At 38.5% G+C, this 24,486-nt stretch carries 20 protein-coding genes and 3 pseudogenes; 13 read left to right on the top strand and 10 right to left on the bottom strand.

Annotation, left to right across the window (positions count from 1 at the left end):
- Positions 1 to 124: 124 nt before the first annotated feature.
- The 3 genes and pseudogenes from FIM66_RS01195 to FIM66_RS01185 all read right to left on the bottom strand — a co-directional run.
- Positions 125 to 448, bottom strand: a pseudogene (locus tag FIM66_RS01195) (coiled-coil domain-containing protein); the annotation flags it as partial.
- On the bottom strand, positions 449 to 1,279 hold the full coding sequence (locus FIM66_RS01190; protein ID WP_140498849.1) for a hypothetical protein: 831 nt from the start codon (positions 1,277 to 1,279) through the stop codon (positions 449 to 451). It abuts the pseudogene before it with no gap.
- 307 nt (positions 1,280 to 1,586) lie between these two features.
- Positions 1,587 to 1,796 (bottom strand): hypothetical protein, encoded by a 210-nt coding sequence (locus FIM66_RS01185; protein ID WP_000848998.1) that lies wholly within the window; start codon positions 1,794 to 1,796, stop codon positions 1,587 to 1,589.
- 320 nt (positions 1,797 to 2,116) lie between these two features.
- Here FIM66_RS01185 and FIM66_RS01180 point away from each other — a divergent pair, with 320 nt between their 5' ends.
- The 13 genes and pseudogenes from FIM66_RS01180 (at position 2,117) to FIM66_RS01120 (ending at position 17,537) form a co-directional block, all read left to right on the top strand.
- Positions 2,117 to 5,674: a bifunctional proline dehydrogenase/L-glutamate gamma-semialdehyde dehydrogenase gene (locus FIM66_RS01180; RefSeq protein WP_140599819.1), complete on the top strand. Its 3,558-nt coding sequence runs from the start codon at positions 2,117 to 2,119 to the stop codon at positions 5,672 to 5,674.
- A gap of 26 nt (positions 5,675 to 5,700) precedes the next feature.
- Entirely contained in the window at positions 5,701 to 7,191 is a 1,491-nt protein-coding gene (putP, locus tag FIM66_RS01175; protein ID WP_140599818.1) for a sodium/proline symporter PutP, read from the top strand.
- Between the two features lie 38 nt (positions 7,192 to 7,229).
- Positions 7,230 to 7,301 (top strand): annotated as a pseudogene (locus FIM66_RS08295) (DNA cytosine methyltransferase); the annotation flags it as partial.
- A 90-nt stretch (positions 7,302 to 7,391) separates the two neighbouring features.
- Positions 7,392 to 7,484 (top strand): annotated as a pseudogene (locus tag FIM66_RS08290) (DNA cytosine methyltransferase); the annotation flags it as partial.
- Positions 7,485 to 7,618: 134 nt separating this feature from the next.
- Positions 7,619 to 8,401 (top strand): restriction endonuclease, encoded by a 783-nt coding sequence (locus FIM66_RS01165; protein WP_140490413.1) that lies wholly within the window; start codon positions 7,619 to 7,621, stop codon positions 8,399 to 8,401.
- A 9-nt stretch (positions 8,402 to 8,410) separates the two neighbouring features.
- The gene (locus FIM66_RS01160) at positions 8,411 to 9,442 is read left to right on the top strand and encodes a site-specific DNA-methyltransferase (RefSeq protein WP_140490415.1); all 1,032 of its coding nucleotides are present in this window, start codon (positions 8,411 to 8,413) and stop codon (positions 9,440 to 9,442) included.
- 359 nt (positions 9,443 to 9,801) lie between these two features.
- Positions 9,802 to 11,013: an HNH endonuclease gene (locus FIM66_RS01150; RefSeq protein ID WP_140490417.1), complete on the top strand. Its 1,212-nt coding sequence runs from the start codon at positions 9,802 to 9,804 to the stop codon at positions 11,011 to 11,013.
- 6 nt (positions 11,014 to 11,019) lie between these two features.
- Complete coding sequence (locus tag FIM66_RS01145) at positions 11,020 to 12,087, top strand: DNA cytosine methyltransferase (RefSeq protein ID WP_120927554.1); 1,068 nt, start codon at positions 11,020 to 11,022, stop codon at positions 12,085 to 12,087.
- A complete protein-coding gene (locus FIM66_RS01140; RefSeq protein ID WP_140547942.1) occupies positions 12,084 to 12,782 on the top strand; it encodes a DNA-methyltransferase in 699 nt (232 codons plus the stop codon). Before FIM66_RS01145 ends, FIM66_RS01140 begins: the two co-directional genes overlap by 4 nt.
- A gap of 51 nt (positions 12,783 to 12,833) precedes the next feature.
- Positions 12,834 to 13,826, top strand: coding sequence for an agmatine deiminase family protein (locus tag FIM66_RS01135; protein WP_140547943.1), 993 nt, complete (start codon positions 12,834 to 12,836; stop codon positions 13,824 to 13,826).
- Positions 13,823 to 16,075, top strand: a complete 2,253-nt coding sequence (gene hypF / locus FIM66_RS01130) for a carbamoyltransferase HypF (RefSeq protein ID WP_194149229.1) — start codon at positions 13,823 to 13,825, stop codon at positions 16,073 to 16,075. The genes FIM66_RS01135 and hypF overlap by 4 nt, the downstream gene beginning before the upstream one ends.
- Positions 16,076 to 16,077: 2 nt before the next feature.
- Positions 16,078 to 17,076, top strand: a complete 999-nt coding sequence (gene hypE / locus FIM66_RS01125) for a hydrogenase expression/formation protein HypE (RefSeq protein WP_140599816.1) — start codon at positions 16,078 to 16,080, stop codon at positions 17,074 to 17,076.
- Positions 17,077 to 17,252: 176 nt separating this feature from the next.
- Positions 17,253 to 17,537 carry a hypothetical protein gene (locus tag FIM66_RS01120; protein ID WP_120927544.1) on the top strand — a complete coding sequence of 95 codons (285 nt, stop codon included), beginning with the start codon at positions 17,253 to 17,255 and terminating at the stop codon, positions 17,535 to 17,537.
- Positions 17,538 to 17,925: 388 nt separating this feature from the next.
- Here the strand turns inward: FIM66_RS01120 and FIM66_RS01115 are convergent, their stop codons facing one another.
- The 7 genes from FIM66_RS01115 to FIM66_RS01085 form a co-directional block, all read right to left on the bottom strand.
- On the bottom strand, positions 17,926 to 18,858 hold the full coding sequence (locus FIM66_RS01115) for a GDP-L-fucose synthase family protein (protein WP_140547945.1): 933 nt from the start codon (positions 18,856 to 18,858) through the stop codon (positions 17,926 to 17,928).
- Positions 18,851 to 19,996 carry a GDP-mannose 4,6-dehydratase gene (gmd, locus tag FIM66_RS01110; RefSeq protein WP_140547946.1) on the bottom strand — a complete coding sequence of 382 codons (1,146 nt, stop codon included), beginning with the start codon at positions 19,994 to 19,996 and terminating at the stop codon, positions 18,851 to 18,853. The genes FIM66_RS01115 and gmd overlap by 8 nt, the downstream gene beginning before the upstream one ends.
- A gap of 40 nt (positions 19,997 to 20,036) precedes the next feature.
- Positions 20,037 to 21,449 carry a mannose-1-phosphate guanylyltransferase/mannose-6-phosphate isomerase gene (locus FIM66_RS01105; RefSeq protein WP_140474848.1) on the bottom strand — a complete coding sequence of 471 codons (1,413 nt, stop codon included), beginning with the start codon at positions 21,447 to 21,449 and terminating at the stop codon, positions 20,037 to 20,039.
- A gap of 69 nt (positions 21,450 to 21,518) precedes the next feature.
- Complete coding sequence (locus FIM66_RS01100; RefSeq protein WP_140547947.1) at positions 21,519 to 22,655, bottom strand: DNA type IV secretion system protein ComB10; 1,137 nt, start codon at positions 22,653 to 22,655, stop codon at positions 21,519 to 21,521.
- Positions 22,648 to 23,631, bottom strand: coding sequence for a TrbG/VirB9 family P-type conjugative transfer protein (locus FIM66_RS01095; protein WP_140500960.1), 984 nt, complete (start codon positions 23,629 to 23,631; stop codon positions 22,648 to 22,650). The genes FIM66_RS01100 and FIM66_RS01095 overlap by 8 nt, the downstream gene beginning before the upstream one ends.
- A complete protein-coding gene (locus tag FIM66_RS01090; RefSeq protein ID WP_000660523.1) occupies positions 23,631 to 24,368 on the bottom strand; it encodes a VirB8 family type IV secretion system protein in 738 nt (245 codons plus the stop codon). The genes FIM66_RS01095 and FIM66_RS01090 overlap by 1 nt, the downstream gene beginning before the upstream one ends.
- Positions 24,365 to 24,478 (bottom strand): hypothetical protein, encoded by a 114-nt coding sequence (locus tag FIM66_RS01085; protein WP_001217873.1) that lies wholly within the window; start codon positions 24,476 to 24,478, stop codon positions 24,365 to 24,367. Before FIM66_RS01085 ends, FIM66_RS01090 begins: the two co-directional genes overlap by 4 nt.
- Positions 24,479 to 24,486: the final 8 nt, after the last annotated feature.

Here is a 24,486-nt window from a genome sequence, read left to right as displayed (position 1 = left end):
TGTCAGTGTGGCGTTTTCTTTAGTCAGCTTGTCTTTTGTTATGAATAGCTTGTCGTTTTTTTGCCGTAATTGATTGTTAGCGTCTTTTAACTCGCTAGTTTCTGCAGTTAAGTATTCTCTTTCTCTTGTCTTTAGATTGCCATAGTTGATCGTTAGAGTTTTCTAACCCGCTGATTTTTACAGATAAGCTTTCGTTTTCTGCGAATAGCTTGTCGTTTTCGGTTGTCAGTGTGGCGTTTTCTTTAGTCAGCTTGTCTTTTGTTATGAATAGCTTGTCGTTTTTTTGCCGTAATTGATTGTTAGCGTCTTTTAACTCGCTAGTTTCTGCAGTTAAGTATTCTCTTTCTCTTAACAACTCGGCGTTTTCATTTTCTAACTCACCAATGCGGGCTTCTAATTCTTCTCTGATTTGAGAGAAGCCAAACCATTTTTCAATAAGCTTTCCCATTTATGATCCCATATCCACGATAGTGTAACATGCTATTTTTTTGTCGTATGTGTAGCCTCTTAAGACCACTCTTTGCATCTTTTGAGAAGTGTTTTGCTCTGGGTATAGCGTTTTGCATGAATAGTCATAAGCGCTTGGCTCTTTCAAACGCTCAAATTTACTATCCTTAATGTATTCAAAAAGCAAATCAAACAATTCAGCTAATTTCTCGCCCTTATCGCTCCTCTTATCGCTTAATTCTTGGCTCGCTTTGTTATAAAGGCTTTCTAAATAGTATTTGCTATCGCTAAGAACAGATGCGATCAAGTCCATTGCGCTGTGAGTTGTTGCTACAAAATTAAAATTCAAGCGATCTTTGACTTCCAAAAAGACTTCATAGAGTTTTTCTAATTTTTGGTATGGAGCGTGCCTTCGCTCTAACTCGTTTAGTTTTTGGCTCGTTTGTTCGGCTTGGCTTTTCGCTGTTGATAACGCTGTGGTTAGTGTTTTATTTTCTCTTTCTAGCTTGTCTTTTTCTGTGGTTAGTGTTTTATTTTCTCTTTCTATCCTTTCTTTTTCTGTGGTTAGATTTTTGTTTTTTTCAGTCAGCTCGGTTTTTTCATTTTGTAAAACTTGCTGAGATTGTTCTAACGCTTGCACTTGTTTTTGTGATGCGTTAAGCTGATTGGTTAGGTTTTCTTTATCTGCGGATAACCCGGCGATCTTGCTATTCAGCTCGGTGGCTTCAGTCGGCTTGGTGTATTTCTCGTGGAAATTGGTGAATTTTAAAGCGTCTTTTGGGTTTTCTTGGGTGTCGTCAGAAGATTTTCCAAGCGAAAAGAAAGAGCCTATAAAATGAGAGGGTTTTCTAAGGGGTTCAAAGTCTTCTAATTTAAGATCTTCTAATTTTTTAATGCGATCTTTAAGATCTGTAATAGATTTTAAAAGCTCTTCATTATTGGGGGGGGTGGAAGCAGTGGGATTTGAAATATTTGGTTTTTCTATTTTCTCATTATTCGTATTTTCTACAATATGAGCACCACTCATAAGAATATCTCCTTTTATATTATGTCAATGTTAAAAAGATTGTTGTTGTAATTTGAGAAAACTTAAAATGAGCTTTATTTTCCCCCCCTTTTTTGCCCCCTCTAATAAACCCCTAGAATGTAGAATCCCAGTGGTTTAAGTTAGAAGAATAAGGGTCAAAAAAGCCCTTAGGCATGTATTGTGCTTCTTTTTTGGTAGAAGCGTCTTTTGAAGAATGGTCTTTAGGGAGACAAGCGAAACGCTGAGCATCAAAGCTAGAACAACCGCTCAATAACAACGCACCGAGTGTGCCGATCATAATACCATTTTTAATTGTTTTCATTTTATATCCTTTGTTTTGTAAAATTTTTGTCAATCCGTTTAATTTAAAATCGTTTCGTTCAATGGTTTTAAATTATACGATGCGAATATTATAATCTATTTTTAAACGAAAAGTAAATGAAGCTAAAAACAATACAAATTATCACTCAAATTCTTATCATTGTGTAAAAATGCGTGATAAACTCAAAAAGGTTGGAATGAGAATTAATTACCACTGAAACAAAATTTAAAATTAAAAAACATTACCAATAAATGAGACTTAAAGCCACCCGCTTAAAACATGCTACAATCAAGCCAAATTCTTAAACAAAAGGTAAGCTCATGCAAAAAATCATTGACGATTCATTAGAATTAGCTAAAAAACTGCAAGATAGTATCAGTAACCATTTGAGCGATCAAGAAAAAGCGTTCCACTCTAAAATGCAAAAGCTTTTAAACAACCCTGAAAACAAAGTCATGCTCATAGAGCTTATGGATCGGAGTTTTAGATGCTTGGATAATAAAGCCCGCTTTGAAATGATTGAGCATGTTTTAGACAAATACAAAAGCCGTGAGATTTTTTCTTCGTTTGAAAAATGGCTTTTAATGGGGTTTTTAAGCTTTGGGAAAATGCTCCCTGATATGAGCGTGCCTTTCTTTGTCAATAAAATCAGAAGCGACACGAAAGCGATGGTTTTAGAGCAAGAAGAGGGCCAATTGAAAGAGCGGATTTTAAAAAGAAAGAATGAAAAAATCATTTTGAACGTGAATTTTATTGGCGAGGAAGTTTTGGGCGAAGAAGAAGCTAATGCGCGTTTTGAAAAATACTCTCAAGCCCTAAAATCCAACTACATCCAATACATTTCCATTAAAATCACGACGATTTTTTCTCAAATCAATATTCTTGATTTTGAATACTCTAAAAAAGAGATTGTCAAACGATTAGACGCTCTTTACGCTTTAGCTTTAGAAGAAGAAAAAAAGCAAGGCATGCCTAAATTTATTAATTTGGATATGGAGGAATTTAGGGATTTAGAGCTTACGGTGGAATCGTTTATGGAGTCTATCGCTAAATTTGATTTGAACGCCGGTATTGTGCTGCAAGCTTATATCCCTGATTCTTATGAGTATTTGAAAAAACTGCATGCTTTTTCTAAAGAAAGGGTTTTAAAAGGGTTAAAGCCTATTAAAATTCGCTTTGTTAAGGGAGCGAACATGGAGAGCGAAGAGACGATCGCTTCCGTGAAAGATTGGGCGTTACCCACATTTTCCAATAAGCAAGACACCGATTCTAATTACAATAAAATGCTGGATTTTGTTTTAGAGGGCGATAATTACAAATACATTCATATCGGTGCAGCGAGTCATAATATTTTTGAAATCGCTTATGTCTATACGCGCATCCATGCCCTTAATGACCCTGTTGTGTTAGAGCATTTTAGCTTTGAAATGCTAGAGGGCATGAGCTTGCAAGCGAGCCAGGAATTAAAAGAGATGCACAAGCTCATTCTTTATGCGCCGGTGTGCGATGAAGCGCATTTCAATAATACGATCGCTTACTTGGTAAGGAGGCTAGATGAAAACACCTCAAGCGATAATTTCATGAAAGCTTTCTTCAACCTCAAAGTAGGCACGAGCGAATGGAAAGACCAAGAACAACGCTTTTTAAACAGCCTTAAAGGAATCGCCACTTTAGACAATACCACCCACAGGACTCAAGACAGAAACGCCAAGCAAACCGGCCATACCACCTACCCAAACCACTCCTTTAAAAACGAAAGCGATACCGATTTTATTTTAAAAGCCAACCGAGAATGGGCTAAAAAAGTGCGCGAGAAAATGCATAACGCCCCTATTTTAGAGCTTTACCCAGAAATAGATGGGAGGTTTGAATATCCTAATTTAACCCTTTTAGAAGTCTTTGATAAAATCCATCGTAAAAAAATCGCCAGCGTGCATTTAGCGGATAAAGAAGCGATTTTAAAAGCCCTAGAAGTGGCTAAAAGCGATAAGAGCCGTTTCAGTCAAAAAAGCTTCACAGAAATCCATGCTTTATTGAGTCAAACCGCCCAGCTTTTTAGAGAAAGAAGAGGCGATTTAGTAGGGATTTCCGCTTTAGAAGTGGGTAAGACTTTCGCTGAAACGGACGCTGAAGTGAGTGAAGCCATTGACTTTTTAGAGTTTTATCCTTATAGTTTAAGGGTGTTACAAGAGCAGAACCCAAAAACGAAATTCACCCCCAAAGGCGTGGGTGTGGTCATTGCCCCATGGAATTTCCCTGTGGGCATTTCTGTAGGCACTATCGCTGCCCCCCTAGCCGCTGGCAATCGGGTGATTTACAAGCCCTCAAGTTTGTCTAGCGTAACCGGCTATAAGCTTTGTGAGTGTTTTTGGGATGCGGGCGTGCCAAGAGATGCGCTCATTTACTTGCCCTCTAAAGGGAGCGATATTAGCGAACACCTTTTAAAAGATGAAAGCATCCAGTTTGCCATTTTAACCGGAGGCGAAGACACCGCTTATAAAATGCTAGAAGCTAACCCCACTCTAGCCTTGAGCGCTGAAACGGGCGGTAAAAACGCCACCATTGTGAGCAAAATGGCAGACAGAGATCAAGCGATTAAAAATGTTATCCATTCAGCTTTCAGCAATTCGGGGCAAAAATGTTCTGCCACTTCGCTTTTAGTGTTGGAAAAAGAAGTCTATGAAGATGAGAATTTCAAAAAGACTTTGATAGACGCGACTCTAAGCCTTAGCGTGGGCGATCCTTTTGATTTCAAAAACAAAATCGGCGCTCTAGCGGACAAGCCTAATCAAAAGGTCATCAAAGCCATAGATGAATTGAAAAGCTATGAAAATTACGAAATCCCAGCAAGCTTTGTGAATGATAACCCCTATTTGATGAAGCCAAGCATCAAATACGGCACCAAGAAAGGCGATTTCACGCACCAAACTGAACTTTTTACACCCATTTTATCCGTGATGAAAGCGCAAGATTTAGACGAGGCGATAGAGATAGTCAATTCTACCGGTTACGGGCTAACTAGCGCGTTAGAGTCTTTGGACGAAAGGGAGTGGGAATATTATTTAGAACGCATTGAAGCCGGTAATATCTATATCAACAAACCCACCACAGGAGCGATCGTTTTGCGCCAACCTTTTGGGGGGATTAAAAAATCCGCTGTGGGGTTTGGGAGGAAAGTAGGCATTTTTAACTATATCACGCAATTTGTGAATATCCACCAAGATGAAGAAGATGAACACGCCCTAAAAAATCCCTTAAGCGAAGCTTTAGAGGGCTTGACTCAAAAAGGCTATGACGAACACACGCATGAATTGAAGCACGCGATTTTTATGGCAAAGAGCTACGCTTATCATTATAAACATGAATTTAGCCAGACTAAAGACTATGTCAAAATCAGAGGCGAAGACAATCTCTTTTCCTACACTAAGGTTAAAAGCGTGGGCTATCGCATCACCGAAAAGGACACCTTAAGCGACATGTTGGGCGTGGCTTTGGCATGTCTCATTTCTCAAATCCCTTTAACGCTTAGCATAGAAAACGAGCGAACGAACAAGGATTTAACATTTTTCTTAGAATGCTTAAAAACGCTCCAAGCAAACGCCCCTATTGTTTATGAAAGCTTGCAAAAATTTAGCGAAAAATTGCATGCTTTCAATCGTATCCGTTATTTAAAAAGCGATTTGGATTTATTGCACAAGCAAGCGAGCACTTTAGGGATGGTTTTAGCCACGGCTAAACCCTGCTTGAACGGGCGTTTTGAATTGTTGTATTACCACTTAGAGCGATCGGTTAGCATTTCGTATCATCGTTACGGGAATTTAGGCTCAAGGGTTTTAAGGCAACCCACTTGCCACAAATCATGTTGTGCTAAAAAATAAATATTGTATTAAATAAGGAGATTAAAATGGGACATGTTGTTTTAAGCACCCCTATTGTTACGATGTTTGTCGTTTATTCGCTGCTAATGCTCTATATTGGTTTTTATTTTTACAAACAAAACGAAACGACTGAGGATTATTTCTTAGGCGATCGCTCTATGGGGCCTGTGATTAGCGCTTTGAGCGCTGGGGCGAGCGATATGAGCGGGTGGCTTTTAATGGGGTTACCTGGAGCCTTATATGTGGGGGGGCTTATCAATTCACACATCGCCATAGGATTGAGTTTAGGAGCGCTCATTAACTGGGTTTTTGTGGCCAAACGCTTACGCATTTATACGAGCGTGATCGCTAATTCCATTACCATTTCAGATTATTTTGAAACGCGCTTTAGCGATGACAAACACATCTTGCGCTTGATTTCGGCTTTTGTGATTTTAATCTTTTTTATTTTTTACATTTCTTCAGGACTAGTGAGTGGGGCTAAACTCTTTGAAGCGACCTTTGGCATCCAATACAACTACGCTTTAAGCATTGGCACGCTGATCATTGTCTCTTACACCTTTTTAGGGGGGTATAAGGCGGTGTGTTGGACGGATCTGATTCAAGGGCTTTTGATGATGAGCGCTTTAATCGTGGTGCCGATCGTTATGATAATCCAAATTGGCGGGATTGGAGAGGGGATTAAAATCATTAGGGAAATCAAGCCTGAAAACCTTTCTTTCTTGCAAGGCTCTAGCGTAGTCGCCATTATTTCAAGCCTCGCTTGGGGGTTGGGCTATTTTGGGCAGCCCCATATTTTAGTGCGTTTCATGTCTATCCGCTCCATTAAAGATGTGCCTAAAGCGACCACTATTGGGATTTCTTGGATGGTTATTTCTTTGATTGGGGCATGCACTATGGGGCTTTTAGGTGTTGCGTATGTACATAAATTTGATTTAAGCTTAGAAGACCCTGAAAAGATTTTCATTGTGATGAGTCAATTGCTCTTTAACCCTTGGATCACAGGCATTTTATTGAGTGCGATTTTAGCGGCGGTGATGAGCACGGCCAGTTCGCAACTGCTTGTAAGCTCTTCTACCATTGCTGAAGATTTCTATGCGACGATTTTCAATAAAAACGCCCCCCAAAAATTAGTGATGGTCATTTCCAGGCTTTCGGTTTTAGGGGTGGCTTGCATCGCTTTTTTCATTTCAACGGATAAAAACGCTAGCATCCTCAGCATCGTGAGTTACGCATGGGCTGGCTTTGGCGCGAGTTTTGGCTCTGTGATTTTATTCTCGCTTTTTTGGTCAAGAATGACGCGCATTGGCGCGATTGCTGGCATGCTCTCTGGGGCTAGCACGGTGATTTTATACGATAAATTTGGCAAAAGCTTTTTGGATATTTATGAAATCGTTCCGGGCTTTATTGTAGCGAGCGTAGCTATTGTGGTGTTTAGTTTGTTTTCTAGCGTGCGAGCAGGCACTAAAGAGGCTTTTGAAACCATGCTTAAAGAAATTGAGAGCTTGAAACATTAATGCTTCAAATGAGTTTGATTTAATCCCTAATCCCCCTTATGCTCTTCAATCAAACCTTAACCTATATTTCTTTATTTTCTGGGGCAGGAGTGGGGTGCTATAGGTTTTTAGGATATAGGAACTATGATAGATCAAAATTTGAATGGCGATTATAGGATCTATAATGAGATAATCAATTTTTAAAAAATGAAAGGTTATTGTTGCTTGTTTCTCGCTTTTTAAATGATAATATTGACCCTTTTAATTTAGGGGTGTTGTTGAGCCGTTTTCAAATTAAAAATGGTTGTATTTATTTGATAAAATAGCGAACTTTAACAACTTATTTTTCAATCAAAAACACTTCTTATCCTAAAATTGTTTTTAGAAATTTAAGCAATATTTTTGTTACAATCCATGCAGTGAAACTATTTTCAAAAAGGTTAAATTGGTGAATTATTGGACAAAGCTAAGCATAGAATACGCCAATCAACGCTCCTATTTGGATGACTTGTTTCAAGTATATCCTACAATTCCAGAAGGTTTGAGAGAGATTGATTCAAAAATTTGGTCTAATGTTGAATATCATTTTAAACGAAAAGACAATTTAGCCTTAATAACTGAATTGCTTAATTTAGATTTATTCCCTATTAAAGATAGTTATATGGCTTATTTAAAACGGGATAAAAGTGCCTTAGAACGCAATCCAAGAACAATCAATCGTATTTGTGGGAGATTGTATGAAATGGGGCTTAATAAAATTTTTGAAAAATGCAGTGAACCAAAGGAAACAAACCGCCAAATCGGTCCTATGTTTAAAGATTGGATCAATAATAAATCTTTAGGTGTTGAGCCTGTAGATTTAAATGATTTTATAGCGAATGAAAACGATGCCATTTTAAAAGCAAACGATAATGTCATGGCAGAATTTGCCAAATCTCATTTAAATTATCACCATCATAAAGGGCTAGACTTTGTGGCAAGGTTTAACAAAAAGTATATTATTGGCGAAGCCAAATTTTTAACTGATTTTGGAGGACACCAAAACGCTCAATTTAACGACGCTATTAGCACAATTGAAGCGCCTAACATCAAAGCAATTAAAGTGGCTATTTTAGATGGCGTATTATATATTGAAAGCAATAATAAAATGTGTAAATTGCTAGATACTACTTATAGAAACTATAATATTATGAGCGCGTTAGTGTTACGAGAATTTTTATATCAAATTTAAATGAGAGAAATGCAAAACTTATTAATACAAGCAGAAAATGCAATCGCTCTACTTTTTTTATTGAATGATAAAAACCTAAAAGGAAAAATAGATTTGATATATATTGACCCTCCATTTGCTACAAACAATCATTTTACTATCACAAATGGTAGAGCAACCACAATTAGCAATTCTAAGAATGGCGATATTGCTTATAGCGACAAAGTAGTGGGTATGGATTTTATAGAATTTTTAAAACAACGCCTAGTATTGCTTAAAGAATTGCTTTCAGAACAAGGCTCTATCTATGTGCATACAGATTGTAAGATAGGGCATTATGTTAAGGTGATATTAGATGAAATATTTGGCATACAAAATTTTAGAAATGAAATCACACGCATAAAGTGCAATCCTAAAAATTTTAAAAGGATGGGCTATGGCAACATAAAAGATATGATTTTATTTTACTCTAAAGGAAAAAATCCCATTTTTAACGAACCTAAGATCCCTTATACGCCACAAGATTTAGAAAAACGATTCCCTAAAATTGACAAAGATAAAAGGCGTTACACTACCGTTCCAATACATGCTCCAGGAGAAGTGGAAAGTGGCGAATGTTCTAAAGCATTTAAAGGCATGCTACCTCCAAAAGGGCGGCATTGGCGCACTGATATTGCCACACTTGAGCGTTGGGACAAAGAAGGTTTGATTGAGTACTCTAACAATAATAACCCTAGAAAAAAAATTTATGCCTTAGAACAAGTTGGCAAAAGAGTCCAAGACATCTGGGAATTTAAAGACCCACAATATCCAAGCTACCCTACAGAAAAAAACGCTCAATTATTAGACTTAATCATTAAAACCTCTTCTAATAAAGATAGTATTGTTTTAGATTGTTTTTGTGGTTCTGGAACAACCTTAAAATCTGCGTTTTTATTGCAACGAAAATTTATAGGCATTGATAATTCTGATTTGGCTATCCAAGCTTGCAAAAACAAGCTTGAAACAATAACAAAAGACTTGTTTGTTTCTCAAAATTTTTATGATTTCCTTGTTTTTTAAAATTGTATCAGGTCAAGATAACTCCAATAAAACTTGATACAAGTTTTCTTTATACCTAAATTTGTGTTCTTTTAAATGGAGTCAAAAAACTCACTATGTTAATTGATATGATTGTATTCTTTTGCAAATCTATTTTTGAATGCTAAAACCCTATGATGTGTTTAAAAATTTAAATGACACTCCCAAGAAATCCAATTATGCACTTATTCAATATCGTAAGTCTTTTAACTTAAAGCTCTTTGATGAGAGTTTAGATTGAAATTTTTTTAAATCATGTTCTGTTAGCAGTATGATAAAACCTTTAAACAAAAACTAATGAGTGCTATTTTATAATCCTTTTAAAAAATGAAAGGTTATTGTTGCTTGTTTCTCGCTTTTTAAATGATAATATTGACCCTTTTAATTTAGGGGTGTTGTTGAGCCGTTTTCAAATTAAAAATGATCGTATTTATGGGGTGTGTTCTTACAAGTCTTCAAAATTTGTCCCTGACTATGAAAAAAGCAAAGTGCAAGTTTTAGACGCTCTCAACACTTTAAGCGCACATCCAATTTGGCAATCCAATCAAGAGAGTGCTACAAAGATCAAAGGAACTTTTGTTTTCATTTTAGAAAACGACTTAAATTTAGACGAAAACTCTTTTTACAAGAAACTTTTAAACCTGCTTATAGACAACGACTTTTTTAACCGCTCTCATTCAATGACCCCCAATCAAAAACGCTTTTTGAGCGGCTTTTTTGAAAGCAGGGGCAGCATTGATACGCAACGAAATTTTTTAACTTTAGATTACTTCTTTCATAGCCCTTTAGAATTTAACAAGTTCCATTATTTAATCGATCTTTTCATTATCCCTAGCGAAGCACTGAATTTCAATTTTAGGGAATTACAACCTGAACACGCGCAAGGCATTAACCAACGAAACGCTCAATTCAGGATTTATTTGGATTGGTATTTACACCATATCGGTTTGTTTAACCCTTATAAAGTGCGAATTGCTGAGCATGTTTTTAAAACCACTCTTATTTATGATGGTATTTATCATAAATTAAGCTACCCACCAACAACAAAGTATCATGGTAATAGCTTTACAGAACGCGCTCATTTTTATTTGAAGAATGTTTATCAACAAGATTTAGATAAAAAAAGAATTAAAGAATTAAGGGAACAGTTAGGCTTTATTCAAAATAGTGAGGAGTTTAAACGAGATAGCAAAATCATCAATTTTTACCGCCTTTCAACGCCTAATGTTTGCAGCGCATGCTGCGATGATTATGACATTAAAGAAAGAAGCTTTCTTTCTTTACCTTTATATCAAATCACTCAAAATCCCAATTCCTACTACACTGAAATCCACCATGTGATTTCTTTAGGCAAAAACCAAGAATTAGATGTTTTAGAAAATCTCGCTAAACTTTGCCCTACTTGTCATAGGGCTTTAAAAAAGGGGGCTAGCGCAGAAGGGTTTCAAAAACGCTTGATTAGAAACATTCTAAATCACAATAAAGGTAATTTGGAGTTCGCAAAATTGCGTTTTGAAACCGATGATTTTTTAACGCTTATTGATAAGATTTAGCTTGAAATGAATTATAAAATTTTAGATTTATTTTGTGGGGCTTGGGGTTTTAGCGCTGGGCTAGAATATTTAAAGGAGTTTGACGCTTTAATAGGGCTAGATTGCGATAAACAAGCCCTAATCACTTTTGAAAACAACCATAAAAACGCCATAGGTGTTTGTGGGGACATCACTCAAACCGACATTAAAGAAAAAGTCATTAAGCTAGCTCAAAAATTAGAAATCAACATGATCATTGGCGGGCCTCCATGTCAAGGCTTTTCTAATAAAGGGAAAAATTTAGGGCTAAAAGACCCTAGGAATTTTTTATTCTTAGAATATATAGAAATAGTCAAAGCCATAAAACCAGAAATTTTTATCATTGAAAACGTGAAAAACATAATCTCTTGCGCTAAAGGCTATTTTTTAGAAGAAATCAAAGAAAGATTGAACGCTTTAGGGTATCAACTAAGCTATCAAATCCTAAACGCTAAAGATTATGGCGTGCCTCAAAACAGAGAGAGGGCTTTTATTGTAGGGGCTAGTCGTTTTAGTTTTGATTTCAATCTTTTAGAGCCTTCTCAAAGCGTGAATATTCAAGAGACCATAAGCGATTTGGCTTATCTTTGTTCTAATGAGGGGGCGTTTGAGAGCGATTATTTAAACCCTATCCAATCAAGCTATCAGGCTTTAATGCGAAAAGATAGCCCTAAATTATACAACCATCAAGCCACCAACCACTCGCAAGCCGCATTAGAGAAATTAAAGCTCATCAATAAAGAGCAAGGCAAAGAATGCTTGCCTAAAAACTTGCATGGCAAACAGCAATTCAAAAGCACATGGGGGCGCCTGAATTGGAATAAAATCAGCCCCACCATAGACACACGCTTTGACACCCCGAGTAATGGCACCAACTCCCACCCCGAATTGCACCGCTCTACCACGCCCAGAGAAGCCGCCAGGATACAGAGTTTTAGCGGTAATTATATTTTTTATGGCAATAAAACGAGCGTTTGCAAGCAAATCGGTAACGCTGTGCCTCCTCTTCTAGCCCTAGCCTTAGGCAAAGCGATCTTAAAAAGCTTAAGAAAATGATACAAATTTATCACGCTGACGCTTTTGAAATCATCAAGGATTTTCACCAGCAAAATTTAAAAGTGGATGCGATCATCACAGACCCTCCTTACAACATTTCGGTTAAAAACAATTTTTCCACCCTAAAGAGTGCTAAAAGGCAAGGCATAGATTTTGGGGAATGGGATAAAAATTTCAAGCTTTTAGAATGGATCAAGCACTACGCCCCCTTAGTCAATCCAAACGGCTGCATAATTATTTTTTGCTCTTACAGGTTTATAAGCTATATCGCTGATTTTTTAGAAGAAAACGGCTTTGTGGTCAAAGACTTTATCCAATGGGTTAAAACTAATCCCATGCCAAGAAACATCCACCGGCGCTATGTCCAGGACACGGAATTTGCCCTGTGGGCGGTTAAAAAGAAAGCCAAGTGGGTGTTTAATAAACCCAAAAATGAAAAATATTTACGGCCATTGATCTTAAAAAGCCCTGTGGTGAGCGGGCTTGAAAGAGTGAAACACCCCACGCAAAAAAGCCTAGCCTTAATGGAAAAAATCATTTCCATCCACACAAACCCTAATGACATCGTGCTAGATCCTTTCATGGGGAGCGGCACCACCGGCTTAGCGTGCAAGAATTTAGAACGAAATTTTATCGGCATAGAATCAGAAAAAGAATATTTTCAAACCGCACAAAAGCGTTTGAATCTGTTTTAAAAACGCTATTTGAATGAGATTGTGTTATAGTTGTTTAAAAGGATATTTTGAATGAAAAGAATGTTAGCGGAGTTTGAAAAAATCCAAGCGATTCTAATGGCGTTCCCCCATGAGTTTGGCGATTGGGCGTATTGTATCAAAGAAGCCAGAGAGAGCTTTTTACACATCATTCAAACCATAGCCAAACACGCCAAAGTGCTAGTGTGCGTCCACACTAACGACATTATCGGTTATGAAACGCTTAAAAACTTACCCGGTGTAGAGATCGCAAGGATTGACACTAACGACACATGGGCTAGGGATTTTGGAGCGATCAGCGTTGAAAATCATGGCGTTTTAGAGTGCTTGGATTTTGGCTTTAATGGCTGGGGGTTAAAATACCCGTCCAATTTAGACAATCAGGTGAATTTCAAGCTCAAAAGTTTAGGGTTTTTAAAACACCCTTTAAAAACGATGCCCTATGTTTTAGAGGGCGGGAGCATAGAAAGCGATGGGGCCGGGAGCATTTTAACCAACACCCAATGCCTGCTAGAAAAAAATCGTAACCCCCATTTGAATCAAAATGGAATAGAAAACATGCTTAAAAAGGAATTAGGGGCTAAACAAGTGCTGTGGTATTCTTATGGCTATTTAAAAGGCGATGATACCGATAGCCATACCGACACGCTCGCTCGCTTTTTAAATAAAGACACCATTGTTTATAGCGCATGCGAAGATGAAAACGATGAGCATTACACAGCCTTAAAAAAAATGCAAGAAGAATTAAAAACCTTTAAAAAACTAGACGGCACGCCTTATAAACTCATCCCCCTAGAAATCCCCAAAGCCATTTATGATGCAAACCAACAACGCTTACCGGCGACTTATGTGAATTTTTTATTGTGCAATAACGCTTTAATCGTCCCCACCTACAACGACCATAAAGACGCGCTCATTTTAGAAACCTTAAGACAACACACGCCCTTAGAAGTGATAGGAGTTGATTGCAATACTTTAATCAAACAGCATGGGAGTTTGCATTGTGTAACGATGCAACTTTATTGAACAAAATCACGCTTTTTGGCGTGGTTCAAGGCGTGGGCATGCGCCCTTTTGTTTATACCCTGGCTCAAAAATTAGGGCTTGTAGGCTTTACGCGTAACACCCAAGCGGCTTTAGAAATCATTTTACCCGCTCATAAAACAGAGTCTTTTTTAAACGCCCTAAAAAAGGGATTACCTCCTTTAGCGTTGGTTGAAAAAATCATTATCAGCCCTTATGATAAGACGCTTAAATTCAATGATTTTAGGATTTTAGAAAGCAAGAACCACCCCTTAAATTTGCTCAGTCAAATCCCTAAAGATTTAGGCGTGTGCAAGGATTGCTTGAATGAAATCAGAGATAAAAACTCCCCCTATTTTCATTACGCTTTCAATTCTTGCGCGAAGTGTGGGGCGAGATACAGCCTTTTAAACGCTTTACCCTATGACAGAGAAAATTCCGCCTTAAAACCTTTCAAGCTCTGTAAGTTTTGCGCTTCTATCTATCAAGACCCTACCAATAAGCGCTTCCACATTCAAGGCATCAGCTGCAAAAAGTGCGGTATCGAGCTCAATTATAAGCGATTCAAAAATGATGACGCTCTTTTAGAATGCGCTAAAGACATTCAAAAGGGTAAAATCATCGCTCTTAAAGGTTTGGGGGGATTTGCTCTCTTGTGCGATGCGAGGAATTTTCAAACCATAGAAAGATTACGGCTTTTAAAAAACCGCCCCCTAAAGCCTTTTGCACTCATGTTTAAAGACTTAAAATCAGCCAAACAGCATGCGTTTTTGAACGCGTTAGAATGCGAGAGCCTGAATTCTACAAGCGCCCCCATTCTTTTAGCGCATAAAAAACCTGACACCCAATTAGCCCCCAATATCGCCAAAAACTCCCCCTTTTATGGCGTGATTTTGCCCTATACCCCTTTGCATGCTTTATTACTGGATTTATTGGATTTCCCTATTGTGTTCACGAGTGCGAATTTCAACTCCCTCCCTTTAGCGAGCGATGAAAAAGAGATCGATTCGCTTCATTTCATTTTTGATTTTAAGCTCACGCACAATCGCGCTATCATTCACAGGATTGATGACAGCATTGTGCAATGCATAGACAACGCCATTCGCCCCATGCGTTTGGCTAGGGGGTTTGCCCCCCTTTACCTCACCTTGCCTAAACGCTCTAATTGTTCGCCAAAAAAGATTTTAGCGCTTGGAGCGGAGCAAAAAGGGCATTTTAGCTTATTGGATAGTGAAACTTCTGTTCTTTTACTCTCGCCTTTCTGTGGGGATTTGAGCGTTTTAGAAAATGAAAAACACTTTAAAGAAACCTTGAATTTTTTCTTAAAAACCTATGATTTTAAACCCACGCTCTTAGCTTGCGACAAGCATAAAAACTACACCACCACTAAAATGGCTTTTGAATTTAATACGCCCTTGTTGCAAGTCCAGCACCACCATGCCCACTTTTTAGCGAGCGTCTTAGACGCATTGTTACAAGATCCGCATTTAAACCACCCCTTTATAGGTATCATCTGGGATGGGAGTGGGGCTTACGAAAATAAGATTTATGGGGCGGAGTGTTTTGTGGGGGATTTGGAGCGCATTGAAGAGGTGGCCAGATTTGAAGAATTTTGGCTTTTGGGGGGGCAAAAAGCGATTAAAGAGCCTAAACGCTTGGTTTTAGAAATCGCTTTAAAACACCAACTCAACAAGCTTTTAAAGCGCGTTCAAAAACATTTTAAAGAAGAGGAATTAGAAATTTTCCAGCAAATGCATGACAAAAAAATTCAAAGCGTCGCTACCAATTCCATAGGGCGTTTGTTTGATATAGTAGCGTTTAGTTTGGATTTAACAGGAACGATTAGCTTTGAAGCAGAGAGCGGGCAGGTTTTAGAAAATCTGGCCTTACAAAGCGATGAGAGTGCTTTTTACCCTTTTACAATCAAAAACAGCGTGGTGTGTTTGAAAGATTTTTATCAAGCGTTTGAAAAGGATTTGGGCGTTTTAGAACCCAAACGCATCGCTAAGAAGTTTTTTAACAGCTTAACAGAAATCATTAGCGCTTTAATCGCGCCTTTTAAAGAGCATGTGGTGGTGTGTAGTGGGGGCGTGTTTTGCAACCAATTGTTGTGCGAACAATTAGCCCAACGATTGAGGGGGCTAAAAAGGCAGTATTTTTTCCACAAGCATTTCCCCCCTAACGATAGCAGTATCCCTGTCGGTCAAGCCTTAATGGCGTATTTCAACCCTACAATCATTAAAAAAGGATAAAAATGGATAGCGTAACTCTAGCATGCGGGAACGGAGGGAAAGAAACAAACGCTTTGATTGAGCGAGTCTTTATGCCCTATTTAAAAGAATGGATTATTGCGTTTGATGAAGACGCCCCTAAATTTGAAGCCAATGGGGAATATTGCGTTAGCACGGATAGTTTTGTCATCACGCCCTTGATTTTTAATGGAGGCGATATAGGCAAGCTTTGCGTTTGCGGGAGCGCGAATGACGTGAGCGTGCAAGGGGGCGAACCTTTGTATTTGAATATCGGTTTTATTTTAGAAGAAGGCTTAGGAATCCCTCTTTTAAAACAAATTTTACAATCCATACAAAAAGAATTGTTTAAAGCCAACTTAAAACTCCTCTCCCTAGACACTAAAGTCGTGCCAAAAGGGAGCGTGGATAGGCTTTTTATCAATACAACTTGTATTGGTAAAATCATCAAGCCAGGGATTTCTTCGTGCCATTTAAAACAAGGCCAAGCCATTATCCTAAGCGACACTATCGCCAATCATGGGGCAAGCCTGTTTGCAATGCGTCATGAAATCAAGCTCAAAACCAATCTAGAAAGCGATTGCCAGCTGCTCTATCCCTTATTAAAACCCCTATTTTTAAGCGATCTCAAAATTCATGCTTTAAGAGATGCGACTAGGGGCGGGTTAGCGAGCGTGCTGAATGAATGGGCGAACAGCTCCAGAGTGAAAATCGTTATAGAAGAAGAAAAAATCCCCTTAAAAGAAGAAACGAAAGGGATTTGTGAGATTTTAGGGCTAGAACCCTACGCGCTAGCCAATGAGGGGGTGTTTGTGTTAGCGCTCAATCAAAAAGACGCTCCTAAAGCCTTAGAAATTTTAAAAAGTAACGAAAAAGCTAAAAACGCTTGCGTGATTGGCGAAGTGCTTGAAAACCCTTATCCTAGCGTGGTTTTAAAGAACGCATGGGGTTTTGAAAGGATTTTAGAGGTATCAGAGGGCGAATTATTGCCTAGGATTTGTTAACACGCCGTCATTTTTTAATCGTTTTAAGCCTGCCCTAAAAATAGTTTAGAGTCTGCCTAAGCTAAGTCTAAGTCTACTAAACTCAAGCTATTTGAAAGAAAACTTACAATAAGAGGGTGTTAGTGGCGGGTTATAAAAAAGCGGGCTTGGTATTAGCAGTCATTTTTGGGTTTGCTGTGTTTTTTGTGGAGTGTAGTGGTAGTGAAAAACCACCAATAGACATAGAAGTAACTTTTAGGAACAGCCTTTATTGGATAAGCATCATTTCAAATGTTGATAGTATCACTATATTGAGTGCAAAAATCAATCGTGGGAATTGTGATAACGATGGACTTCCTTATTTCAAGATTAATAAAACGCTAAGATTTGGTGATAGCTATCAATTTTATATACTTCGTTATCAGCATATAAAAGAAGTCAGTATAGAGACTGATAAAGGGACTTGGGATTTTGGAAAGTAAAAACCAACTAGCAATCATCTCTAAAAACAGACAGCATAAAAATCCAAAACATTCAATTCAATAGAGGGAATTGCCTGCTCATATAAAAGATAAATCTCATGCCAATCGTAGCTACTGGTTGTAAAATACAAGTTTTGATTTAAAGCAAGCAGTGGTTAATCTCATAAAAAAAGCCCCCACTTCCCCCACTCCCTAGCTCTTTATGAAAAATTAAAATACCAACACGCCTTGCTTTTTGAAAGCGCTTGAGATTGAGAGCGAAGCGACCAAACCCCCATTAATGGCTCAAGCTTTTTGAAGCGAATTGATAAGCACAATATCGTAAAACCGCTAGCCTAACACCTAATGGCAAAGCGTTTTTAAACTCTATAAGAGCCTTGATTTTATTTCAAACCTCTAAAAGCTTCAAATAATACTCATAAGCTTCTTTGATGCCCTGCTCTAAAGGGATTTCTAATTCCCACTTTAAAGCCTTTTGTTTGGAAATATCCATAAGCTTTTGTTGCATGCCCACTGGTTTGGATAAATCTTTCACAAACACGCCCTTATAGTCTAAAACCTGAGCGACCATTTCATAATACTCTTCAATGCTGTAATCCACGCCAGAGCCGACATTCATCACGCTAGGGATTTGAGCGATACTCTCATAAGCGAGAGCGATGAATCTCGCTAAATCTTTAGCGTTTAGATACTCTCTTCTAGCCGTGCCATCGCCCCACATCGCAAAATTTTTTTCATTTTTTAATTTAGCGGTGTGCATCCTAGCAATAAGCCCTGGTATCATGTGCGCTATCTTTTCTTCAAACTTGTCAAACTCGCCATAAAGGTTGCAAGGCACTAGAGTTTTATAAAAAACGCCCTTTTCAGCGCTCACGTATTCGCAATACTTCATCACAGAAAGTTTGGCTAAAGCGTAGCCCTCATTCGTTGGCTCTAAAGAGCCGTTCAATAAATCGCTCTCTTTTAAAGGGTTAGGGGCGAATTTAGGATAAGCGCAAGAGCTCGCCAGATTAATGGCTTTTTTCACGCCCAAATCTAAAGCACTAGAAAAGAGGTATAAGCCCATGAGTAAATTCTCAACCATGTAAGTTGAAAGATCGTTCATGTTAGCGACAATGCCCCCCACTCTCCCGGCGCAATGGATAATGCCTGTAGGCTTGTATTCTTTCAAATAAGCTTGAATGTTGTCTTTATCCAACAAATACAATTCGCTCTTTTTAGGGGTGAGTAGAGTAACATCAGGCTTATTTTTTTTAAAATACAACGCCGTGTTCTGCCCCACCATGCCATAGGCGCCGGTGATTAAAATAATCTCATTCATAAAAATTCCTTAAAATATAGCCCCCATCTTGCAAGTAAAGGTTTTTCTGGCATTCTTTTAAATCGTATTCTAACATGTCCTTAACCAACTCTTTTAAATCGTATTCCCTAACCCAGCCTAGCTCTTTCTCAGCCTTAGTGGGATCGCCTAAGAGCAAATCCACTTCAGTAGGCCTGAAATAGCGTTCATCTATGCGCACCACGATTTTGCCTGTTTTTAAATGGCTTAAGTTTAATTGTAAAGCGTTTGCTCTTTTTCCATCAACGCTTTTAATCAAACCGATTTCTTTAATCCCTGTATTTTGAAATTCTAAATTGATACCAATAAATTCAAAGCTCATTTTCACAAAATCGCGCACGCTCGTGGTCTTCCCTGTGGCGATCACATAATCTTGTGGAGTGGGCGCTTGGAGCATTAAATGCATCATCTTCACATAATCTTTGGCATGCCCCCAGTCTCTTTTAGCGTCTAAATTCCCTAAATACAAGCAATCCGTTAAGTTATACGCTATCGCGCTAGCGGCTCGTGTGATTTTGCGGGTTACAAAAGTTTCGCCCCTTACTTTACTTTCATGGTTAAAAAGAATGCCATTAACCGCAAACAAGTTATAAGCCTCTCTGTAATTTTTAGTGATGTAAAAGGCATACATTTTAGCGACCGCATAGGGGCTTCGTGGGTTAAAGGGGGTGTTTTCATTTTGTGGGGTTTCTAAGACTTCGCCATACAATTCGCTCGTGCTGGCTTGATAAAAGCGCGTTTTCTTTTCTAAGCCTAAAATCCGCATGGCCTCTAAAATCCTTAGCGTGCCAATACCATCAGCGTTAGCGGTGTATTCTGGGGTTTCAAAAGAGACTTTCACATGGCTTTGTGCGGCTAAATTATAAATCTCTGTGGGCTTAGTAGTAGCGATCAAATGGATGAGGTTGGAGCTATCGGTCATATCCCCATAGTGCAAGAAAAAACGCCTTTTGTGTTCGCTGTGCAAATCTTCATACAAATGATCGATCCTAGAAGTGTTGATGCTAGAAGAGCGTCTTTTTAACCCATGCACTTCATAGCCCAAATTCAGCAAGTATTCAGCCAGATAGCTCCCGTCTTGCCCGGTAACCCCGGTGATTAAAGCGATTTTTTCTTTCATTATTGTTCCTTTATTAAATTTTATTTATCAAATCTTTTCATTAGGCGTTTTGATTCTGTCTGTTAAAATCGTCATCAACCCTTACAATATCGTCTTCACCGACATACTCGCCCACTTGAACCTCTATGATGGTTAAAGGGATTTTGCCGTAATTAGCCAGGCGGTGTAGGGTGTTTTTAGGGATATAAGTGGACTCATTAGCTTGCAATTCAAACGATTGGTGATCTAATTCCACGCTCGCCATCCCGCTAATCACCACCCAGTGTTCGCTCCTGTGGAAATGCTTTTGTAAAGAAAGCCTAGCGTTTGGTTTGACTTCTAAAATCTTAACTTTGTAACAACCGCTCTCATGCAAGACTTCATAACTCCCCCAAGGGCGATAGACTTTAGTGTGCGTTTGTAATAATTCCTGGTTATTTATTTCTATCTCGCTCACTAAAGCCTTTAAATCTTTAGCCTTATCTTTATGAGCGATTAAAAGAGCGTCTTTAGTGTCAATGACCGCTAAATCCTCAACGCCTAAAAGAGCACTCACTTTATGAGAAAACACTAAATTGTTTGTGCTCTCTTTGGCAAAAACAGGCGTTTGATTCAGGCTGACATTTTCTTTAGGCTCGTTAGCCGCTTCTTCAAAAAGAGCGTTAAAATTCCCTAAATCGCTCCACTTGGCGTTCAATCCTACCATTTTGATTTTGTGGCTTTGCTGCATTAAGGCAATATCCACGCTCACGTCTTCTAAATCTTGCATGCTCTTTTCACTCAAACGAGCGATCTTTTGTTCAAAAAAATACGCGTTTTCTAAAGATTCAAACGCTTTTTCGCACCCCTTTAAAATAGTAGGAGCATGCTTTTTTAGTTCGTCTAAAAAAACGCCCGCTTGGAAAACAAACATGCCGCTATTGAAATAAAACCCTCCGCTTTTTTGAAACTCTATCGCTTTTTCTAGGCTTGGCTTTTCAATGAATCGCTTGACATCTAGAGCGTTAGGGCTTTCAATATACCCAAACTCCGTGTTGGGCTTGTCAATACTCACGCCAAAAGTGACTAAAAAACCTTTTTGGGCTAAACCAATCGCTTTTTTTATCGCATTTTCATACGCTTGAAGGTCTTTAATCAAATGATCGCTTGGCGTAACGATGAGCAAATCTTCTTTATCGCTCATTAAAGCGCTCAAACTAATGGCGTTAGCGGTGTTTTTACTCAAGCTCTCTAGTAAAAAACCCACGCTTTTGTTTTGGATTTCATTCTTTATCTCTTCTAGGGCTAAAAAATAATGTTTTTCATTGCACACAATGAGCGTTTCATCTACTAAGGAAGCGTTTCTTTTAAAACTCAATTCAAACAAGCTTTTATGGTCAAAAAGCTTTAAAAATTGCTTAGGGTATAGGCTACGGCTTAAAGGCCACAAGCGTTTGCCACTCCCCCCACTCAGTAAGATATTTTTAATTTTCATGGGTTTTCTTGTTAGGCTCTCTTTTGTTTTTTAGGGTTATTATAGCGTTTTTAAACTGGCATTTTTGAGTCACTTCAAAAACTCAGCGATGACTTCATTCTCTTTTGGTATAGGAAAGAAGATGTCAGTATTGGGCGAAATGAAGACCCTGCTCCCCTCTCTAACCACCACAATAGGAGCGATCTTGCTCTTGTCTCTTAAAATTTGATTGACCACTTGATTGATCCCCATGCCGCTTTGCCTCATCAATTGCATTAAAAGATAATCCCCAAAGAAATTGGTGGCTCCTTCTTTATTGCCCCTGTTGTTTAAAGCCGAAGTGATCCCAATCAGTAAGCCGTTAGTGAGAGTAGAAAGCAGTAACGGCACGCCATAACGCTGGAAATTCCTTTCAATCAATTCCCCCACCAAGCCGTTATAGCCTTTAATGTCCGCCCCTTTAGCGTTAGTGAGCATGATATTGATGCCATGGGGAGTGATGATGCGGCTCCATACAATATCCAAGCGGTATTCACCCATTTTGTTATTGTTGCTATAATAGCCTATGACCTTAGAACCTTTGGGGATTAAGACGGCCTTGCCCATGTGAGCAAAAATATCGCTCTCCACTTGCGCGATGACTTTACCAGCGATCTGGCTAGAAATAGGCGTGATCAAAAAAGCGGGTATCATTTTATCGGCTGTAATGGTGCGTAAAAGCTTGTTTTCATTGGTGGTGATGTCTTTTTCTTTAAGGTTAGTAAAACCATCAATGCCCTTAGGGTTATCCATGGGGAAAATCAGGTTTTCTTCGTAATTTTTAGGGCCTTGTTTGAAAGGGGTGATGCGAGCGGCTAATAAATCTAATTGCTTTAAAGAAAAATCTTTTTTAGGGGGGGTTGTGTTTGTTTTTAAATCCATGGGAGGGCTCTTAAAAGTTTCTTCTTTGGAATAATTCATTTCTTTGGAGTTTAGGGCTTTTAAAGCGGCTTTGAGCTGTTCTTGTAAGGCTTTGATGGTAGCGTCTTTGGAGCTTTCCGTGTTGGTTGGCTGTGGGTTTTGAGTGAAAGTGTAGTCTTGTAAGGGGTATTTCACCTCATCGTCATTTAAAAGGCTAGGCTGGTTATTTAAGGGGGCTTTTGGCTTTTGATGATAGATTAAAGAAATTGTTATAATCATTGCAAAACCCCCCACAAAAACAACCGCCCCCTTAAGCCACTTATTCATCTTTACCCTTTTTGACAAAACGGATACACAAATAGTCCTTGCCCAACCTTAAAGTCCATTTAGCCGAAACGTCTTCAGCGATAATGTAATCGCCCACAATCCTAGTATTTACCGGGTTATCATAGCCATCAACGACCTTATAAATCACCGGGAATTTAGAGAGCGCTAATCTTTTGTCAAATTTGAAATAAGTGAATTGCTTGTCGTTAAAGATTTCTTTAGGCATCAAAGAGAGCTTGGATTTTTTAGAACAAATCCCTAAACAATACCATTTCCTTTGAGAGCTTTTTAAAGCCCTGTAGCCTTTTTGAATGTCTTTTTTAACGATTTTCATCGCATTGGTGTTATCGCCAATAGTTATAGTCTCTTCTTCTTTTTCTTTGGTTTCTTCTTTTTCTTCTTTTAAGGGTTTGTTGTTTGTGGGGGCATTTTCAAGGGCATTTTCTTTATTTTCTTTATATTCTTTTTGGGGCTTCAAAAAAGCGTTAGAATAATAATTTTTATCTTCTATGAAAACCTGCAAATTAGGGTGTTTGGAGCTGGTGAAAGTGGTAGAAAACACATAGAAAGAAAAAATCTTGCCCTCATTATCAATCACGCTGATATTGGAATCCACGCCAATTTGTAGGGGTTTGATGAGCAAAATACGATCGTTACTTTCTAATATTTTCGCGTCAAAGCCCACCTTATCCCCTAAAACAAAATCGCTAATAGGTTTTGAAAAAAACAATAAGGTCGCCATCGCATAACGCAAGCGGATTTTATAAGTTTGCCCTTGAAAATAATCAATGTTCAAAGTGTTGGACATTTTGGAGCGGTTTTTATCAAAAAAGCTCCCTTGAATGGCGTTTAAATCCTGCATGGGGTGATTTAAATGCGCCGGGGCTGTTTCGTTAGCTTCTTCTAAAAAATCATCGGCTCTTAAAGCGCTAAAAACCAACAAAAAGCCCACAAGAGCGTATAAAACCTTACGCATCAATCGCCCCTATTAGTGATTTCAGTGATGCTGTAGCGGGTGATTTTAAAGCCGGTAGGGTTTTTAGGCATGGAAGCGTAATCAAAATCCGGGGTGTCAAACAAATAACTCAGCACGATTTTATAACGCTTTTCATACACCAGCTTGTTTTCATTCATGAGTTTAGCTGCAATGGAGACGCTCGCAATGGGGTTATTGTCTTGCTGATAGATCGCAATATTGACAATATGGACTTCTCTTTCCAAATGGCTTTGCGCATAAATGCTGTTTTGGGTTTTAATCAAATCTTCAAAGCGCTGCCACACTTTAGAACTGCTTTGCAAGCGCACCAATTCATAGCGCGATTTATCGTCAATGCGGTTAATGCTCTCTCGGTTTAACACATACGCCCCAATGAGCGAACGAGCCAACGCTTCATTACTGGAAATGCTTTTATCCGCTCTTTGGATAATGGCGTAATGCTTGTCCTGATTTAAAAAATCCACGAAATGGTGTTCGGTTTTTTGTAAGGGCAGAACACTGATTAAAACGATCGCTAAAACAAGAGCGATAAAACTCATCAAGCCTAAGAGTTTATAAGCGATTTTCAAGCGGTTCCTCTCCAGCCTGAACACGCTTTGCATGTCCAAATCATTCACCGAAAAACCAGAAAGCTTGTTTTCTAAATGCTTTTCTTGGTGGCTTAAAAGCTCTTCTAAATAGATCAACTGCTCGCTATTGAAAGGCTTTTCTTTCATGCGAGATTTAACCTGTTTTCATACAATGTGCAAGGGCTTTTTTTCATCTCATGCACCTTACTGGTGCAACCAAAAAACACAAGTCCCATAATAACAAAAAAAATTCTCATTAAATTCC

Source organism: Helicobacter pylori (genome assembly GCF_006439795.1).
GTDB lineage: Bacteria > Campylobacterota > Campylobacteria > Campylobacterales > Helicobacteraceae > Helicobacter > Helicobacter pylori_CR.
The sequence above is the reverse complement of the archived record's forward strand: the minus strand, read 5'-3'. Positions and strand labels throughout refer to the sequence as shown.

What these genes read in the sequence shown, in the direction of transcription:
- FIM66_RS01185 (WP_000848998.1), bottom strand. Translation starts at nt 1,796, where the DNA reads ATGAAAACAATTAAAAATGGTATTATGATCGGCACACTCGGTGCGTTG.
- FIM66_RS01180 (WP_140599819.1), top strand. Translation starts at nt 2,117, where the DNA reads ATGCAAAAAATCATTGACGATTCATTAGAATTAGCTAAAAAACTGCAA.
- putP (WP_140599818.1), top strand. Translation starts at nt 5,701, where the DNA reads ATGGGACATGTTGTTTTAAGCACCCCTATTGTTACGATGTTTGTCGTT.
- FIM66_RS01160 (WP_140490415.1), top strand. Translation starts at nt 8,411, where the DNA reads ATGCAAAACTTATTAATACAAGCAGAAAATGCAATCGCTCTACTTTTT.
- FIM66_RS01145 (WP_120927554.1), top strand. Translation starts at nt 11,020, where the DNA reads ATGAATTATAAAATTTTAGATTTATTTTGTGGGGCTTGGGGTTTTAGC.
- FIM66_RS01140 (WP_140547942.1), top strand. Translation starts at nt 12,084, where the DNA reads ATGATACAAATTTATCACGCTGACGCTTTTGAAATCATCAAGGATTTT.
- FIM66_RS01135 (WP_140547943.1), top strand. Translation starts at nt 12,834, where the DNA reads ATGAAAAGAATGTTAGCGGAGTTTGAAAAAATCCAAGCGATTCTAATG.
- hypE (WP_140599816.1), top strand. Translation starts at nt 16,078, where the DNA reads ATGGATAGCGTAACTCTAGCATGCGGGAACGGAGGGAAAGAAACAAAC.
- FIM66_RS01115 (WP_140547945.1), bottom strand. Translation starts at nt 18,858, where the DNA reads ATGAATGAGATTATTTTAATCACCGGCGCCTATGGCATGGTGGGGCAG.
- gmd (WP_140547946.1), bottom strand. Translation starts at nt 19,996, where the DNA reads ATGAAAGAAAAAATCGCTTTAATCACCGGGGTTACCGGGCAAGACGGG.
- FIM66_RS01105 (WP_140474848.1), bottom strand. Translation starts at nt 21,449, where the DNA reads ATGAAAATTAAAAATATCTTACTGAGTGGGGGGAGTGGCAAACGCTTG.
- FIM66_RS01100 (WP_140547947.1), bottom strand. Translation starts at nt 22,655, where the DNA reads ATGAATAAGTGGCTTAAGGGGGCGGTTGTTTTTGTGGGGGGTTTTGCA.
- FIM66_RS01095 (WP_140500960.1), bottom strand. Translation starts at nt 23,631, where the DNA reads ATGCGTAAGGTTTTATACGCTCTTGTGGGCTTTTTGTTGGTTTTTAGC.
- FIM66_RS01090 (WP_000660523.1), bottom strand. Translation starts at nt 24,368, where the DNA reads ATGAAAGAAAAGCCTTTCAATAGCGAGCAGTTGATCTATTTAGAAGAG.
- FIM66_RS01085 (WP_001217873.1), bottom strand. Translation starts at nt 24,478, where the DNA reads ATGAGAATTTTTTTTGTTATTATGGGACTTGTGTTTTTTGGTTGCACC.